This window comes from Asticcacaulis sp. W401b (genome assembly GCF_046503825.1).
GTDB lineage: Bacteria > Pseudomonadota > Alphaproteobacteria > Caulobacterales > Caulobacteraceae > Asticcacaulis.
Genome location: NZ_JBKFEE010000013.1, coordinates 48244 through 64102 on the forward strand (window position 1 = coordinate 48244; position 15859 = coordinate 64102).

The 15859-nt window shown below is 62.0% G+C and carries 10 protein-coding genes; 2 read left to right on the plus strand and 8 right to left on the minus strand.

The window, feature by feature from the left end; translation table 11 throughout:
- Window positions 1-34: 34 nt before the first annotated feature.
- Window positions 35-1534: a CoA-acylating methylmalonate-semialdehyde dehydrogenase gene (locus ACK8OE_RS17420; RefSeq protein WP_410273623.1), complete on the plus strand. Its 1500-nt coding sequence runs from the start codon at window positions 35-37 to the stop codon at window positions 1532-1534.
- Between the two features lie 83 nt (window positions 1535-1617).
- Here the strand turns inward: ACK8OE_RS17420 and ACK8OE_RS17425 are convergent, their stop codons facing one another.
- The 7 genes from ACK8OE_RS17425 to ACK8OE_RS17455 all read right to left on the minus strand — a co-directional run bounded on the left by ACK8OE_RS17425 (window position 1618) and on the right by ACK8OE_RS17455 (window position 11598).
- Window positions 1618-2295 carry a response regulator gene (locus tag ACK8OE_RS17425; RefSeq protein WP_410273624.1) on the minus strand — a complete coding sequence of 226 codons (678 nt, stop codon included), beginning with the start codon at window positions 2293-2295 and terminating at the stop codon, window positions 1618-1620.
- Window positions 2292-4952, minus strand: a complete 2661-nt coding sequence (locus ACK8OE_RS17430) for a DUF4118 domain-containing protein (protein ID WP_410273625.1) — start codon at window positions 4950-4952, stop codon at window positions 2292-2294. Before ACK8OE_RS17430 ends, ACK8OE_RS17425 begins: the two co-directional genes overlap by 4 nt.
- Complete coding sequence (kdpC, locus tag ACK8OE_RS17435) at window positions 4949-5509, minus strand: potassium-transporting ATPase subunit KdpC (RefSeq protein WP_410273640.1); 561 nt, start codon at window positions 5507-5509, stop codon at window positions 4949-4951. Before kdpC ends, ACK8OE_RS17430 begins: the two co-directional genes overlap by 4 nt.
- A gap of 28 nt (window positions 5510-5537) precedes the next feature.
- Window positions 5538-7604 carry a potassium-transporting ATPase subunit KdpB gene (kdpB, locus tag ACK8OE_RS17440; protein ID WP_410273626.1) on the minus strand — a complete coding sequence of 689 codons (2067 nt, stop codon included), beginning with the start codon at window positions 7602-7604 and terminating at the stop codon, window positions 5538-5540.
- Window positions 7605-7608: 4 nt separating this feature from the next.
- Window positions 7609-9318, minus strand: a complete 1710-nt coding sequence (kdpA, locus tag ACK8OE_RS17445; protein ID WP_410273627.1) for a potassium-transporting ATPase subunit KdpA — start codon at window positions 9316-9318, stop codon at window positions 7609-7611.
- 15 nt (window positions 9319-9333) lie between these two features.
- Window positions 9334-9426, minus strand: coding sequence for a K(+)-transporting ATPase subunit F (gene kdpF / locus ACK8OE_RS17450; RefSeq protein ID WP_126422718.1), 93 nt, complete (start codon window positions 9424-9426; stop codon window positions 9334-9336).
- 300 nt (window positions 9427-9726) lie between these two features.
- Entirely contained in the window at window positions 9727-11598 is a 1872-nt protein-coding gene (locus ACK8OE_RS17455; protein WP_410273628.1) for a glycoside hydrolase family 97 protein, read from the minus strand.
- Window positions 11599-11782: 184 nt separating this feature from the next.
- On the opposite strand from ACK8OE_RS17455, the gene ACK8OE_RS17460 reads away from it, so the two are divergent.
- Entirely contained in the window at window positions 11783-12787 is a 1005-nt protein-coding gene (locus ACK8OE_RS17460) for an alpha/beta hydrolase (protein WP_410273629.1), read from the plus strand.
- 60 nt (window positions 12788-12847) lie between these two features.
- Here the strand turns inward: ACK8OE_RS17460 and ACK8OE_RS17465 are convergent, their stop codons facing one another.
- Window positions 12848-15754 carry a TonB-dependent receptor plug domain-containing protein gene (locus ACK8OE_RS17465; RefSeq protein WP_410273630.1) on the minus strand — a complete coding sequence of 969 codons (2907 nt, stop codon included), beginning with the start codon at window positions 15752-15754 and terminating at the stop codon, window positions 12848-12850.
- Window positions 15755-15859: the final 105 nt, after the last annotated feature.

The following is a 15859-nucleotide window of genomic DNA, read 5'->3' on the forward strand; positions in this document are numbered from 1 at the left end:
ACCACTTTCCGGGATGCGCTTGTGGAGGCTCCCAATGCGACACATCTCACACTTTATCGGCGGTCAGGCGGTAGCGGGGGTGTCGGGCCGGGTGGGTGAGGTCTTCGATCCCAATACCGGCCGGGTGCAGGCGCAGGTCGATCTGGGCACGCCCCATGAGCTGGCGCGGGCCGTAGCGGTGGCGAAGGCCGCGCAGCCGGGCTGGGCCGCGCTCAACCCTCAGCGCCGCGCGCGGGTGATGTTCGAGTTCAAGCGCCTGCTGGAACGCGATATGGACGCGCTGGCGCATCTTCTGGCCTCTGAGCACGGCAAGGTCATCTCGGACGCCAGGGGCGATATTCAGCGCGGGCTGGAGGTCGTGGAGTTCGTTTGCGGCATCCCGCACCTGCTGAAGGGCGAGTATACCGAAGGGGCCGGGCCCGGCATCGACGTCTTTTCGCTGCGGCAGCCGCTGGGGGTGGTGGCCGGCATCACGCCGTTCAACTTTCCGGCCATGATCCCCATGTGGATGTTCGCCCCGGCGCTGGCCACCGGCAATGCCTTCATCCTCAAGCCGTCCGAGCGTGACCCCTCCGTGCCCGTGCGGCTGGCGGCGCTTTTGCTGGAGGCAGGGCTGCCCGAAGGCGTGCTCAATGTCGTGCACGGCGACAAGGTGGTGGTCGATGCCATACTCGATCACCCCGACATCCGCGCCGTGAGCTTCGTCGGCTCGTCTGACATCGCGCAATACGTCTATGGTCGCGGGTCGCAGAACGGCAAGCGGATGCAGTGCATGGGCGGGGCCAAGAACCACGGCATCGTCCTGCCTGATGCCGATCTCGATCAGGCGGTGGCCGATATTATGGGCGCCGCCTATGGCTCTGCCGGTGAACGCTGCATGGCCCTGCCCGTGGTGGTGCCGGTGGGCGAAGAGACGGCCGAGCGTCTTAGGCCCAAACTGCTGGCGGCCGCCGAAGCCTTGCGCGTCGGTGTCTCGACCGATGCCGAGGCCCACTATGGCCCGGTCGTGTCGGCGGCGCACAAGGCGCGCATCGAACACTATATCCAGATGGGTGTCGATGAGGGGGCCGAGCTGGTGCTCGACGGGCGCGGCTTTAAACTTCAGGGGCATGAGGACGGCTTCTTCCTGGCCCCCAGCCTGTTCGACCACGTGACGCCCGCGATGCAGACCTATCAGGACGAAATCTTCGGCCCGGTGCTGCAAATCGTGCGGGCCAGAACGCTAGAAGAGGCCATCCGCCTGCCGTCGCAACACCCTTACGGCAATGGGGTGGCCATCTTCACGCGCAATGGCGACGCAGCGCGCGAATTCGCCTTACAGGTCGAGGTCGGCATGGTCGGCATCAATGTCCCCATCCCGGTGCCCGTGGCCTACCACTCCTTCGGCGGCTGGAAGCGCTCCGGCTTTGGCGACCTCAACCAGTACGGCATGGACGGCGTGCGCTTCTACACCCGCACCAAAACCGTCACCCAGAGATGGCCGCAGGGCGGGGTGGTGCGCGACCAGAGTTTTGTCATTCCGACGATGGGGTAGGGGCGTTTTTGGCCCTTAGCGGCCATGGGGCACTGTCGAGTTGCAGTGGGTGGGAACCGGACGCAGCGGCTTGTTGTCGCGCCCTAATCCTGAAAGCGATAGCCAATGCCGGGCTCGGTCAGGATAAAGCGGGGCTTTAGCGGATCATCTTTCAGCTTTTCGCGCAGGTGCTGGGTGTGGATGCGCAGGTAATGGGTCTGGTCCGAGGTGTGGCGATTCCACACCGCCTTAAGAAGCTGGGCGTGGGTCAGGACCTTGCCCGGATGGGCAATAAAGGCCGAAAGCAGCTTATATTCGATGGGCGTCAGGTGGACGTTTTCCCCCTCAAGCCAGACGCGCCGGGCGGCCGTATCGACCTTAAGCCCGTTACGCTCGAAGACCTGCGGCACATCGCTCTGCTTTTGGGCGTGGCGCAGCGCCACCTTGATACGGGCCAGTAATTCGCCGGGGGCAAACGGCTTGGTCAGGTAATCATCGGCACCGTTTTCAAGGGCTCTGATCTTGTCCGCCTCCTGTTCACGCGCCGACAGCACGATGATGGGGATTTGCGACCATTCGCGCAGGGACGGGATGACGTCCTGCCCGTCATGATCCGGCAGGCCCAGGTCAAGGATGAGCAGATCGGGGGCATTGAGCGTCAGCGCTTTCAGGCCGTCCTGCGCATTACCAGCTTCAAGCACTTCGTGACCCTGCGCAGACAGGATGGCGCGCAGATGGCGGCGGATATCGCCTTCGTCTTCGATGATCAGAACCTTGGTCATGCGGGGTGTGTATAGGCTGGCAGGGTAAAGATAAAGCTGGCGCCACCGGTGGGGTTGGTCTTGGCGTAGATCAGGCCGCCGTGGGCTTCGATTATGCCTTTACAGATCGCCAGACCCAGACCGTTGCCCTGAGCTGAGCGGTCAGAGCTTAGCCGGTCGGAAGACAGCCCCCCCGCCCGGTGGAACTTCTCGAAAATCTGGTCTTCTTCACCGGGGGGCAGGCCCGGTCCATTGTCACTGATCCGAACGCGGACGCGATCCGCGTCGGTCTCAAAGCTGAGGGTGATGATGCCGTCGTCCGATGTATGGGCGATGGCATTTTCCAGCAGATTGATGAGGACCTGTTCGATCAGGGCCCCGTCGATATTGACCATCGGAATCTGGCCGCTCGTGACTGTACGAAGCTGGCGATCCCCCTTTTGAGGGTCAACGCGCTGCAACGCGGCCCCGGCGATTTCCTGAATGAGGTAGGGCCCGAAGTTGAGCTTGAGCTGGCCCGATGTGATGGCGGCCATGCGCAGGAGATTCGCTACGAACTTTTGCAGGCTGGTCAGATGCCCCCACAGGGAGGTCAGTTCATCGACCGCCTCACGCGGCAGCTTCTTGCGCATCTTTAGTAGCGACGCGACCGCGCCGTTCATCACGGTCAGCGGCGTCTTAAGGTCGTGCGACAGCGAGGCCAGCAGGACATTGCGCAGCTTCTCATTCTCGGTTTCGACGCGGGCGCTTTCGGCTTCCCGGCTTTGGCGGGCGCGCTGCAAGGCGCTGGCGATCAGGCTGGCGACGGTTTCAAACACCAGCCACTCGGCCCCGGTGAACTGACGATCGCGGTGGCGCGGCGTCAGCGCCAGCACACCGGGTTCGCCGGGCAGGGGCACGTAGAGGCCGCTGGCGGACGGAAGGGTGTCGGTATGCCGCCCCGCGATCTGGCGGTTTTGGGCCACCCATTGCATAGCCCCCAGCTCGCGCGGATCGGTTTCAGGGACGCCCGTGATCTGAGCGCCCTCGTTCCACAAGGCGACCTCGACATCAAAGGCCGTCGTCAGACCGCGCCGGACCGCGTCGCCTATCTCATCGATGCCCCGCGCCGCCGAAAGGTCTCGGGACAGGTCATAAAGCAAGCGGGTTTCGGCCTCGCCGCGGCGCGCCAGCCGGACGTGGAGGGACAGGCGTGCCGTCAGAGAGCCTACGATCAGCGAGGTCGCCAGCATGACGGCGAAAGTCAGGGCGTAGCTGATGTTGTCAAAGGTGAAGCTGTAATAGGGCTTGACAAAGAACCAGTTGAACGCCGCGACCGAAAGGACCGACGCCAAGATCGACGGCCCGATGCCATAGCGCGCCGCGACGATGACCACGCCGGTCAGGTACAGCATGACCAGACTGTCCGGGTCGATCATTTCGCGGAAGGGCAGGCCCAGAAGGGTCGAGACCCCGACGGCCACACCCGCCATCACGTAGTTGCGGGCGGCCGTGGCCAGAAGCGTGTGCCCGATGGCGTCGCGGGGCCGCGCTTGCGCCTGATCCGCCGTGAGCGTCGTAATCTCCAGCCCGGCCCCCTGCGCCATCAGCTTTTGTGATAGCGAGGGCTGGCCGAAGCGCCACCAGACGGGCCGGCTGTGGCCAAGCACCAGACGCGTAAAGCCATTGTGGTGCGCGTAGTCAAGGATGGTGGCCGCGGCACCGCCAGCGATCAGACGCACGACGCGCCCCCCCAGCTTTTCGGCCAGCCGCAGATGGTGCTCGACCCTCAGCCGGGCCTTGTCGGACAGGGTTTCGTGCCGGTCGGTTTGCAGGTAGAGGGCGGACCACGGCGTGCGTGAGCGGTCGGCCATGCGCTTGGTATGACGGATCAGGCGTTCGGACAGGGCGTCCGGCCCCACCAGCACCAGAATCTTGTCGCCCGTGGCCGCTTCGGATTGCCCCATGGCCGCGCTGAAGGCGTCATTATCCGCATCCACCCGCTCGGCGGCCCGACGCAGCGCCAGCTCACGCAGGCGGCCAAGATTGCCTTTTTTGAAGAAGTTGTCGGCGGCCCGCTGCGGCGCGCCTTCGGCGACATAAACCTTGCCTTCCGACAGGCGTTGCAACAGGTCTTCGGGCGGAATGTCGATCAGCGCGATTTCATCAGCTTCGTCAAACGCCACATCCGGCACGGTTTCCTTGACCCAGACGCCGGTCAGCCGCGCCACCACATCATTGAGGCTTTCGAGGTGCTGGACATTGAGCGTGGTGTAAACGTCGATGCCGTTTTCCAGCAGTTCCTCGATATCTTGCCAGCGCTTGGGGTGGCGTGAGCCGGGTGCATTGGTGTGGGCGTATTCATCGACCAGGATCAGATCGGGCTTCAGTTGCAGGGCGGCGTCGAGATCGAACTCACGCACGCTGACGCCCCGATGGTCGATCGTCTTTTGCGGCAGGACGGGCAGGCCGTCGAGCAGGGCGAGGGTCTCCGGGCGATTGTGGTGTTCCGCCACGCCGATAATGACGTTTCGCCCTTCGCCGTGAAGACGCCGCGCCTCGCTGAGCATGGCGAACGTCTTGCCCACCCCGGCGGAGGCCCCGAAAAAGATCTTCAGCCGCCCGCGCGACAAGCCGCCCGCGTCATGGCTGACGAGGGCGAGCAGTTTATCGGGGTCGGGTCGGGTGTCTGCCTTCACTTCAGCCTTCCGTCGAGTCGCAGATTCACCTCTAGCACATTGACGCGGGCTTCGCCGAGCACTCCGAAATCGGGCGTTTGTGTCGCGGCCGCGATGACGTCACGCACGCGCTGTTGCGGGATGCGGCGGGCGGCGGCGATACGCGGCACCTGTACCGCCGCCGCCGCCGGGCTGATGTGCGGATCAAGGCCGGAGCCCGACGCCGTGAGCAGATCAATGGGCACGGGGCCCGTCAGGTTCAGCGCATCGCGGCGGGCCTTGGCCGCTTCGATCAGGGCGGGATTATTCACGCCGTAATTGGAGCCTGACGAGGCGGCGGCGTTGTAGGGGGCTGGCCCCGTGGCGGAGAGGCGACCCCACAGATACTGCGGCTGGGTGAAGTTCTGCCCGATCAGGCGCGAACCGATAACGGTCTGACTATCGCGGATCAGCGAGCCCTGCGCCTTGTCGGGAAAGGCGGTCTGGACGATGGCCGTGGTCGCCAGCGGATAGAGCCCACCAAACAGGACGGTGAAGACGGCCAGAGAGACGACGGTGGGATGGATGTGTTTGATCAGTGACATGGTGGTTGTCCTTTGTGTGGGGTTAAACCAGACCGACCACGGTCAGGGCCATATCGATCAGCTTGATGCCAATGAAGGGCGCCACAATGCCGCCCAGCCCGTAAATCAGCGCGTGGCGGGTCAGCATGTGGGACGCGGACTCGGCCCGGTACTTGACCCCCTTCAGCGCCAGCGGGATCAGGGCAATGATGATCAGCGCATTGAAGATGACCGCCGACAGGATGGCGCTTTGCGGGGACGACAGGCCCATGACATTGAGCACGCCCAGCGCCGGGTAGGTCGTGGCAAAGGCCGCCGGGATGATGGCAAAATACTTGGCCAGATCGTTTGAGATGCTGAACGTCGTCAGCGCCCCGCGCGTCATCAGCAGTTGCTTGCCGATCTCCACAATTTCTATCAGCTTGGTTGGATCGGAGTCGAGATCGACCATGTTCCCGGCCTCCTTGGCGGCCTGCGTGCCGGAGTTCATGGCCACGGCCACGTCCGATTGCGCCAGAGCCGGAGCGTCATTGGTGCCGTCGCCGACCATGGCGACCATCTCGCCGCCTTCCTGCATCTTGCGGATATATCTGAGCTTTGTTTCCGGCGTGGCCTCGGCCACAAAGTCATCGACACCGGCCTCGGACGCAATGGCCGCTGCCGTCAGCGGGTTGTCGCCGGTGATCATCACGCTCTTGATGCCCATCTTGCGCAGTTCGGCCAGACGCACCTTGATGTCCGGTTTGACGATGTCCTTAAGATAGACCACGCCCAGAACCTTGGGTCCTTCGGCCACCATCAGGGGCGTGCCGCCCTTTTTGGCGATGTCCTCGACGGTGGTGGTGACCTCAGCGGGGACCAGCCCGCCCTTGAGGTTGATCAGGCCCGCAATGGCATCGCCGGCGCCTTTCAGAATGTGGCGCTCGTTGATGACGATGCCCGACACGCGCTGTTCGGCCGAAAACGGGATAAACTCGGCCTTGAGGTCGGCGGCCGAGCGTTCCGGCAAGCCGTACTGGCCGCGCGCCAGGGCGACGATTGAGCGGCCTTCGGGCGTCTCGTCGGCCAGCGACGACAGTTCGGCGGCTTCGGCGAGTTGCTGAAGGCTGACATTCGGGGCGGGGAAGAACTCGACTGCCTGACGGTTGCCGAAGGTGATGGTGCCGGTCTTGTCCAGCAGCAGCACATTGACGTCGCCAGCTGCTTCGACCGCCCGGCCAGAGGTGGCGATGACATTGGCCTTGATCAGGCGCTGCATACCCGAAATGCCGATGGCTGACAAAAGTCCGCCTATGGTGGTCGGTATCAGGCAGACGAGCAGGGCGATGAGGACGGTGATGGAGATGACCGTGCCCGATCCGGCCTTAGCGACGCTGAACAGCGAGAAGGGCAACAGCGTGGCGCAGGCCATCAGGAAGACCAGAGTCAGGGCTGCCAGCAGGATAGACAGGGCGATTTCATTGGGGGTCTTCTGCCGTTTGGCGGATTCCACCAGCCCGATCATCTTGTCGAGGAAGCTCTCGCCCGGATCGGCGGTGACGCGCACGATAACCCAGTCACTGAGGACGCGCGTGCCTCCGGTTACCGCGTCGCGGTCGCCGCCGGATTCACGGATGACCGGGGCGGACTCGCCGGTGATGGCGCTTTCATCGACGCTGGCAATGCCTTCGATGACCTGCCCGTCGGCGGGGACGATATCCCCGGCCTCGACGCGGACCGTATCGCCCTTGCGCAGGGTGCTGGCGGCGACCGTGGTCAGCTTGCCAGACTTGTCGAGCTTGCGGGCTTCGACATCGCGGCGCGCCATCTTGAGGCTATCGGCCTGCGCCTTGCCGCGCCCTTCCGCGAGGGACTCGGCGAAGTTGGCGAACAGGACGGTGAACCATAGCCAGAAGGCGATCAGGCCGACGAACCACATAGGCTGCCCGCCGCTGATGACCGTGCCGGGAACGACCAGCATGATGGCCAGGATGAGGGTGGTGATGATCGACCCGACCCAGACAAGGAACATCACCGGGTTGCGCGCCTGATAGCGCGGATCGAGCCGCTGGATAGCCTGAAGAACGGCCAGCCTGAAGTCGGTTTTACGGGTTTGCGGAGTTGCGGACATGGGGTTAGCCCTTGATCAGGCTCAGGTGTTCGATGACCGGGCCGAGCGCCAGCGCCGGGGCATAGGTCAGAACGCCGACGAGGACGATGACGCCGATCAGGAAGACGACGAACAGCGGCGTGTGGGTGGGAAGTGTACCAGAAGAGGCCGGAACGGTGCGCTTGGCGGCGAGTGAGCCCGCAATGGCCAGCACCGGCAGCAGCACAAAGAAGCGGCCAAACAACATGCACAGGCCAAGCAGGGAATTGTAGAAGGGGGTGTTGGCGCTCAGACCGGCGAAGGCGGAACCGTTATTATTGGCGGCTGAGGTGAAGGCGTAGAGTACCTCCGAAAAGCCCTGCGCGCCCGGATTGTAGATACCGGCCTGACCCCACGGCGTCAGCACCGCCAAAGCCGTGCAGATCAGCACAAGGGCGCAGGGCAGGAGCACCGCCATGGACGCCATCTTGATTTCAAACGCGCCGATCTTCTTGCCGAGGTATTCCGGCGTGCGCCCGACCATCAGGCCTGCGATGAAGACCGTCAGGATGACAAAGACCAGCGTCCCGTAAAGCCCCGAACCAACGCCGCCATAGATGACTTCACCGAACTGCATCAGGATCATCGGGATCAGCCCGCCCAGCGGGGTAAAGCTGTCATGCATGGCGTTGACCGAGCCGTTTGAGGCCGCGGTGGTCGCCGTCGCCCAGATGGCCGAATTGGCGATGCCGAAGCGCGTCTCTTTTCCTTCCATATTGGTTGCGCTATCGGAACCTATTGTGGTCAGATGCGGATTGCCGGCCTGCTCCAAACCGATGCACGCGGCGGTCAGGGGCACAAAGACCAGCGTCATTGCAGCGAAAATCGCGATGCCTTGTCTGCGCTCACCGATCATCTGGCCGAAGGTGAAGCACAGGGCCGCCGGGATGAGCAGGATCGACAGCATCTCGATCAGGTTTGACAGGGGCGTCGGGTTCTCAAACGGGTGTGCGGAGTTGGTGTTGAAGAAGCCGCCCCCATTGGTGCCCAGCATCTTGATGGCTTCCTGCGAGGCCACCGGACCCAGAGCGAGGGTCTGATGGGGCCCTTCGAGCGTGTGAGCGGTGACGTAGCTGGCGAAGGTCTGGATGACGCCCTGACTACTGAGCGCGACCGCGACGATCAGCGCCAGAGGCAGAAGGATGTAGAGATGGATGCGGACCAGATCGACCCAGAAGTTACCGAGCTTATCCGTCGTCTGACCTGTCAGACCCCGGATGAGCGCCGCCAGGACAGCGATGCCGACGGCCGCCGACACGAAGTTCTGCACGGTCAGGCCGACCATCTGGCTGAAATAGCTTAGGGTCGCTTCGCCGGCATAGGACTGCCAGTTGGTGTTGGTCACAAAGCTGACCGCTGTATTGAACGCCAGATCCGGCGTGAGATTGGGCAGGTGCTGCGGATTTAGCGGCAGAAAGCCCTGCGTTAGCAACAGCCCGAACAGCAAAATAAACCCGCCGAACGAAAACAGGATGACCGCCGTGGCGTAATCCGTCCACGTCATGTCCTGATCGGGGCGGACATCGCCCATAGTGTAGATGAGGCCTTCAACCGGTTTAATGACCGGACTGAGCAGGTTGCGCTGACCCGACAGGACGCGCGCCACATAGCCGCCGAGCGGCACGGCCAGCGCCGTCAGCGCAGCCATAAACAGCACAAGCTGAAGCCAGCCTGCGGAGGTGATACCGAGGAACATGTTAGTCTTCCGGATTTAAGGAAAAAGTTCGGGCTTGATCAGCGCAACGATCAGATAGCCCGCCAGCGCCACGACGATAATGGCGGAAGCGATGTAGAGCGCGGTCATTGACCGCCCTCACGCAAGCGGTCAGCAAAGCGGACAAAGGCCAGACACAGGGCAAAAAACCCCATCCCGGCAATAAGATAGACGATGGCCATGACGCCCTCCGTTATCGATAAGATCAACGGATGCGGTTTACGCCTCAGTGCATATAGCGGGTGTATAGATGCAAACAGTCCGCATATAGATTTTGTATAGGCCAAAGTCCGCTGGGGTGGGACGGGTCAGCATCCCATAAATGAGCGCCTTTGGGCGCAAATCGGTCGTGTGTCATAACCGCACACGCTAATCGGACAGCTTACAGTTTCACTTTTCCATCTCAACCACCACCACACTCCCACCGGAGGGTTTGGTGTCGAGGGTGAGCACGCTGGTGTTCGACACCTTTTGCGTTGAGGTGACGATATCGGTCGGCTGAGCGCCGTCGGTCCACAGGCGGGCGGTAAAGCTGCCTTTGGGCAGGAAGCTCAACGGGAGTTTGACCGTGCGGGCCTGATTGTCGTTCATCAGGCCGATACACCAGGTCTTCCCCTTGCGGCGGGCCAGAGCGATATACTGATCCGGTTCGCCGCCGATAAAGCGCGTTTCGTCCCAGGCGGTCGGCACCTCACGGATAAATTCAAACCCCGGTGCGTTGACATAGGCCGACGGGTCGTCCGAGACCATTTGCAGCGGGCTGTCGTACACGACGTACATGGCCAGAGCCTGACCGCGACGGGTCTGGGTCGAGGGCATGACCTCGGTCGGCTTATAGCCTTCGGGCACGCCATTTCTGAAACCGCCGGGCGTATAGTCCATCGGCCCCAGCAGCATCCGCGTATAGGCCAGATGCACATTGTGCGCCGCTGTCACGCGCTTCGATTGGAACTTGTCATACTCGGCCCCCAGTACGCCTTCCTGAGTTATATAGTTGGGGTAGGTGCGCGACAGGCCGCCCGGCGGGAAGGCTCCGTGCATGTCGAGCAGCAGACGGTGTTGGGCGGTCGCCTTGGCCAGACGCTCATAGAAGGCGACCATCTCCTGATCGTCGCGTTCCATGAAATCGACCTTGATACCCTTGATACCCCAATCGCTATAGGTGCGCAGCACCTCGTCCATGCGCGGTTCGATGTGCTTCCAGTGCACCCACAGTAGCAGACCGACGCCGCGGTCTTTGGCGTATTTGACCAGAGCCGGCATGTCGATGGCCGGGTCGGCGCGCGTAATGTCGGTTTTCGGGTCGGCTTCGCAGCAGCCGGTGGCATTGAGCGCCCAGCCCGCGTCGATCAGGAAGTAGGGGAATTTGTTTTCAGCCGCAAAGTCGATAAAGCGTCGGAAGCGTTCCATGGTCGGCTTGTCGGCCGAGGTGGGGCCTGACCACCAGTCCCAGGCCGCCATGCCCGGCTTTACCCAACTGAAATCGCCTTGTGCCTGCGGCGCCAGATTGCCGAGCAACGGAGAGGCGATCAGGTCGCCCGCGCGGTCGGCGGTCATCACGACGCGCCACGCCGTCGTCACGCCCTGACCGACATAGGCGAGGGAGGCGTCGTCCGGGCGCGGCGACAGTCTGACCCGGAACCCCTGCCCGTCAGGGACCAGACCGGAGCTGGTGTAACCGGCAATGCCCGACTGGGCGAGGGCCAGCGCCGTATGGCCTTTGGCCGAGGTGCACAGGGCCGGGATGTCGTAAGTTTTGGCCGCATCCAGTTGAGACACCTTGAGTTTCGTCCAGGTGTTTTCGTGCGAGGAGGTGTATTCGCTGACGAAGCAGGACACGTCGGCGCTGAAGCGGAACTGCGTCTTTTCGGCGCGCAGCTTGACCGGTGTGTCGCGCAATAGGTAGCGGAAGGCGACCCCGTCATCATAGGCACGCACTTCGATTTCCAGCGGCGTGCGGGCGGCGTCGGTTGTTTCGAACTTCAGGCGCGCAAAGCTGTAATGGTCGCGCGCCGTGGCGGCCTTGGTGGCGACCAGCGGCAAGGTACGGTCCACCGTGCCGCGCTCGACCTTTTGCAATTTGAGCGCCGACAGGTCCGCCCCTTCGGCCAGATCGAGGCCCAGCGGCGAATCGATGATCAGCGGCTCAGAGCGCCGGGTGACCGAAAAGGTCCGGCCATCTTCGGAAATGGCGATCTGAAGCGCCTTGTCCGGAGAGGTGGTGACGACCTGAGCGGCCATGGCCAGGGGCAGAAGAAACATATGGACCTCCCGTGGACGAGGCCTGTCCGGCTCGCCTCATTTAAAACGCCGATTTGCTGGTGAACTGTAATTGCCATACAAATAGCCCGGTGACAACGGTCTTTGTTGTCTCTGTCGGCTTGTCAAATCGCGTTTAGGCTCTAAACTGCGCAGAAATAATCAACATCGCGCAGGGAGCCTCGCCATGCCCATCTCTTTGGATCGCCGTCAGATACTGGCCAGCGCCGCCGCCTCCGCCCTGGTGCCCGTGGTGGCCTTCGCGCAGGATTCCGGGGCACCGCTGGTGGCCGAAGGGATGAAGGTGCCGCTTCTGCCGCCGCTGGAGAGCTTCCCGCTGTGGCCCAAGGGAAAGGTGCCGGGGGCAACAGGCGTGACGGTCAAGGAAGAGTGGATTTTGCGCAACCCCAAAGAGGGGAACCCGAACGACACAGCCGCGACGCATGTCACTGAGCCAATCCTCATGGTGCGCCGGGCGAAAAATCCGAACGGCTCGGCGATCCTGATGATCCCCGGCGGTGGCTATGTGCGCGTGGCGGTGAGTCGTGCGGGCGGCGGCACGGACAAGGACTTTGCCGATCGCGGCACGACGGTGTTTGTCATGACCTATCGTCTGCCGGCCGACGGCTGGGGCGCGGGGCCGGAAGCGCCGTTGCAGGACGCTCAGCGCGCCATCCGCCTGATCCGCCACCGGGCCAAAGACTTTGGCATTGACCCGAACCGTATCGGCGTCATCGGCTTTTCGGCGGGCGGGCACCTGGCCGGATGGCTGTCGGAAAGTTTCGGGCGTGAGACCTATGCGCCGGTCGATGCCGCCGACACGCAGCCGACCAAGCCGCTGGTGACCGGCATGTTCTATCCGGTGATGACCATGATGGCGCCTTATGCGCACGGCGGCTCGGTAAAGGCGATGTTTCCGAACGGCGGCACGGATGAGCAAAAACGCAAGGTGTCGCTGGAGTTTAATCTGCCGACCGATATGCCGCCGACCTTCCTCGCCCATGCAGGGGACGACCGGACGGTCCCGGCGGAAAACAGCCTGATCCTTTATCAGGCCCTGCGTGCGCAGAAGACACCGACGGACCTGCATATTTTCGAAAACGGCGGCCACGGCCTGCGCGTCAATGGGCAAGATCAGCCCTATATGCCGCTGTTCGAGGCCTTTGCCAAACGCCACGGCCTGTGGGGGTAGGTTCTTTTTGAAAAAGACCCCGCTGGAGCTAAGTCCAGCGGAGTCTTTTTTAGGCCTTGTTTACCACTTGCGCTCGATGGACAGGGTAAAGGTACGTCCCAGAAGGTCGTACTGGCTGGTCAGGGCCGCATTGCCGAGACGCGCCGCGCCGTAGTTGGAGATTTCCGGCGGCGTTTCGTCTAAGACGTTTCGCACCGAGGCAATCACACTCCATTGGTCGAACGACTTGCGTAGCGAGAGGGTGTGGTTGGCATAGAACTCGGTATTCATGTCATAGCAATAGGATTGATTGGCGACGCCGAACAGCGCGCCGGTGTAGCAATTCGTCTTGTAATAGTCGAAGTCTGACGTTTCACCCACGAAGGTGCCGCTATAGGTGAAGGTATAGCTGCCACGGCGCAGCGAAGCCGTCAGGTTGCCAACATATTCCGGATAACCCACATAACCGAGATAGTTGGTTGGTGTGGAGGCGTTCTTCAGTTGATAGGTCCACTTACGCACAAAGGAATGCTGGCTGGACACGGACACATTGCCGAAGCTGAAGCGGCGGTTATAGGCAAAGGTCAGATCGAACCCGCGCATGAACTGTTCGGCGACGTTGACATAGGCGTTCTGGATCGTGCGAACGCTGCCGTAGGTAGAGGAGCCGCTGGTGAGGTCGCGTGTGAACAAAGAGCAGTAGGGCGACGACATACCGACAGAGTTCATGCACTCATAGACAATGTTGTACGAGCCGTAGGTCGTGATCTGATTTTTGATCTTGGTTTCGAAGAAGTCGATCGCCACGCTGGCATTGGTAAACTTCGGCGTCCACACCATGCCGACCGTGCGGTTATCGGAGGTTTCGGGCTGAAGGCCCGCCGCCTTGCCGCCGCCGGTATACACCGTAGCCGAGGACCCCAGACCGGCATAGGTACCGCTGAGCCCCAGAGCCGCGCAGTTGGTCTTCACCGTTTCCGAAATGGTCGCCGAAGTGCCGTAATTAATGCACGGGTCAACCGACAACTGCGTCGAATAACCGACCTGATTGCCGAGATATTGCTCATACAGTGACGGCGCGCGGAACGAGGTGCCCTCTGAGCCGCGGACGCGGAAGGTGTCCGTAACCGCCCAGTTCAGGCTGGCCTTGTAGGTCGAGTTTTCGCCATAGGAGTCATAGTCGCTGTAGCGGCTCGAAACCGCGATATCCAGCGTTTTGGCGAACGGCAGGTTCTTCAGGACAGGCACGCCGAATTCGACATAGACTTCGTTGATATTGTCCTTGCCGACCGTCTGCCCCGCCGTGGTCAGACCCCAGTAGTTGGCCTTCTGCGCCTGCGTTCCGGGCGTGTCGTTGATGTACTCCTTGCGCAGCATCACGCCGATGCTGGCGGCCACCGGACCAGCCGGCAGGGTGAACAGGTCCCCCGACATGCTGGCTTCGACATAGGACTGACGATAGGTGGTGCTGCCCTGTTCATAACCGAACAGGAAAGCGGTTTCTTCAGGAGAGAAGATACCGGTTTCGACGGTTGACTGACGATAATACTTGACCCCGCCGGCAGGACAGCTGGTTGCCGTGGTCAGCAGCGCGGTGTTGCAGACGCTGGCCCCCACCGTGGCATTGACGCGGTCATTGTAGATGAAATCGTAGCCGTAGGTGGAATTGTTCAGCGATATCTGAGCCGCAACGTCATAGGTCCAGCCCTTCAGGAAGCCTATCTCCGGCACATCCCCCTTAATGCCCAGCAGACCGCGCGTATAGCGCACGTCCTGATCGACATTATAAGGGATCAGGATGATGGGATAGCTGGTGGCCTTCAGAATATTATTGGGGTTCGACGCGCTGACGGTGGGATAGAACTGGCGCCAGCTCTCCTGTCGCGAGGTGCGGCGGTTGTACATGAAGTCGCCATAGACTTCGGTGCCATTGTCGAACGTATACCCCCCCGTGAAGTTCACCGACCGGCGGGTCACCGGCGAAATGACGGTCTTCGACAGGTAACGGTCCTGCATATAGGGCGCGGTGGCGCGTGAGTTGCGCGATTCATCGGCCGTTGCGCCGGTATAGATGACGCGCTTGAGTCCGTTCGCCTGGGTCGAGTCAAAGACGTAATAGTTACCCGTATAGAGGACGCTGGCCGTCAGCCCGTAGCATTTGTAGTCACCCGTCGCCGGATCAACCACGTCAGCGCGGGTGCCGTCGGCATAGGTGATGCGTTGTTGTGGGCAGGCCAGATAGTCGCGGTCACCCTGGCGCAGCGCTTCCTGCTTGTAATAGTCGAGGTTGAACAGCCCGTGGAACTTGCCTTCGTTGATCGACTGGCTCAGGCTGGCAGTATAGGTTTCACCGCCGCCGTGCTCAGGCACCGAGGCAAAGGCGCGGAAGCTGCCGCCAATCGACTTCTTCTTGGTCACGACGTTGACGACGCCGGCGATGGCGTCTGAGCCGTAGATGGCCGAGGCGCCGTCTTTCAGGATTTCGTAGCGGTCAACGATGGAAGAGGGGATGGTGTTGAGATCAACCGGTCCGACCTGACCACGTGTGCCCGCCGGGCCGACACGGTGACCGTTGATAAGGATCAGGGTGCGGTTGGCCCCGAGCCCCCGCAGCGACAGGGTGTTGACGCCCGGACCACCCGTTACGTTATAGCCGGTATAGCTGTTGTCGATCTGCGAGGCGCTGGCGGCAATGGTGGAGCTTTGCAGGATGCGCGTTGTGTCCACCACGCCTTCCAACTCAGCTTTTTCGGTCGAAATGATCTGCACCGGCGAAGTCGCGTTAAATTCGGTGCGACGCAGGCGTGAACCAGTGACCACAACCTCCTGAACCGCGGTGTCCTCTGTGGCTTTGGCTTCGGCCTTATCCGCCTTTTCCTTGTCCTTGGCGGTTTGCGCCTGAACCTGCGGCACGGCCAGTGCGGTGAGAGCCAGAGCGGTGCAAAGGGCTGTACTGAGTCCATAGCGTCCGGGTATGACTTTTTTCATCTATACGCTCCAAATGTCGCCGCAGAAGGGGAGGAAGCGGCGAGAACGTATCAAATGAAAAGGATTGCCCTCTAAACGTCAATAAACTGTCGTGTAAATACCATA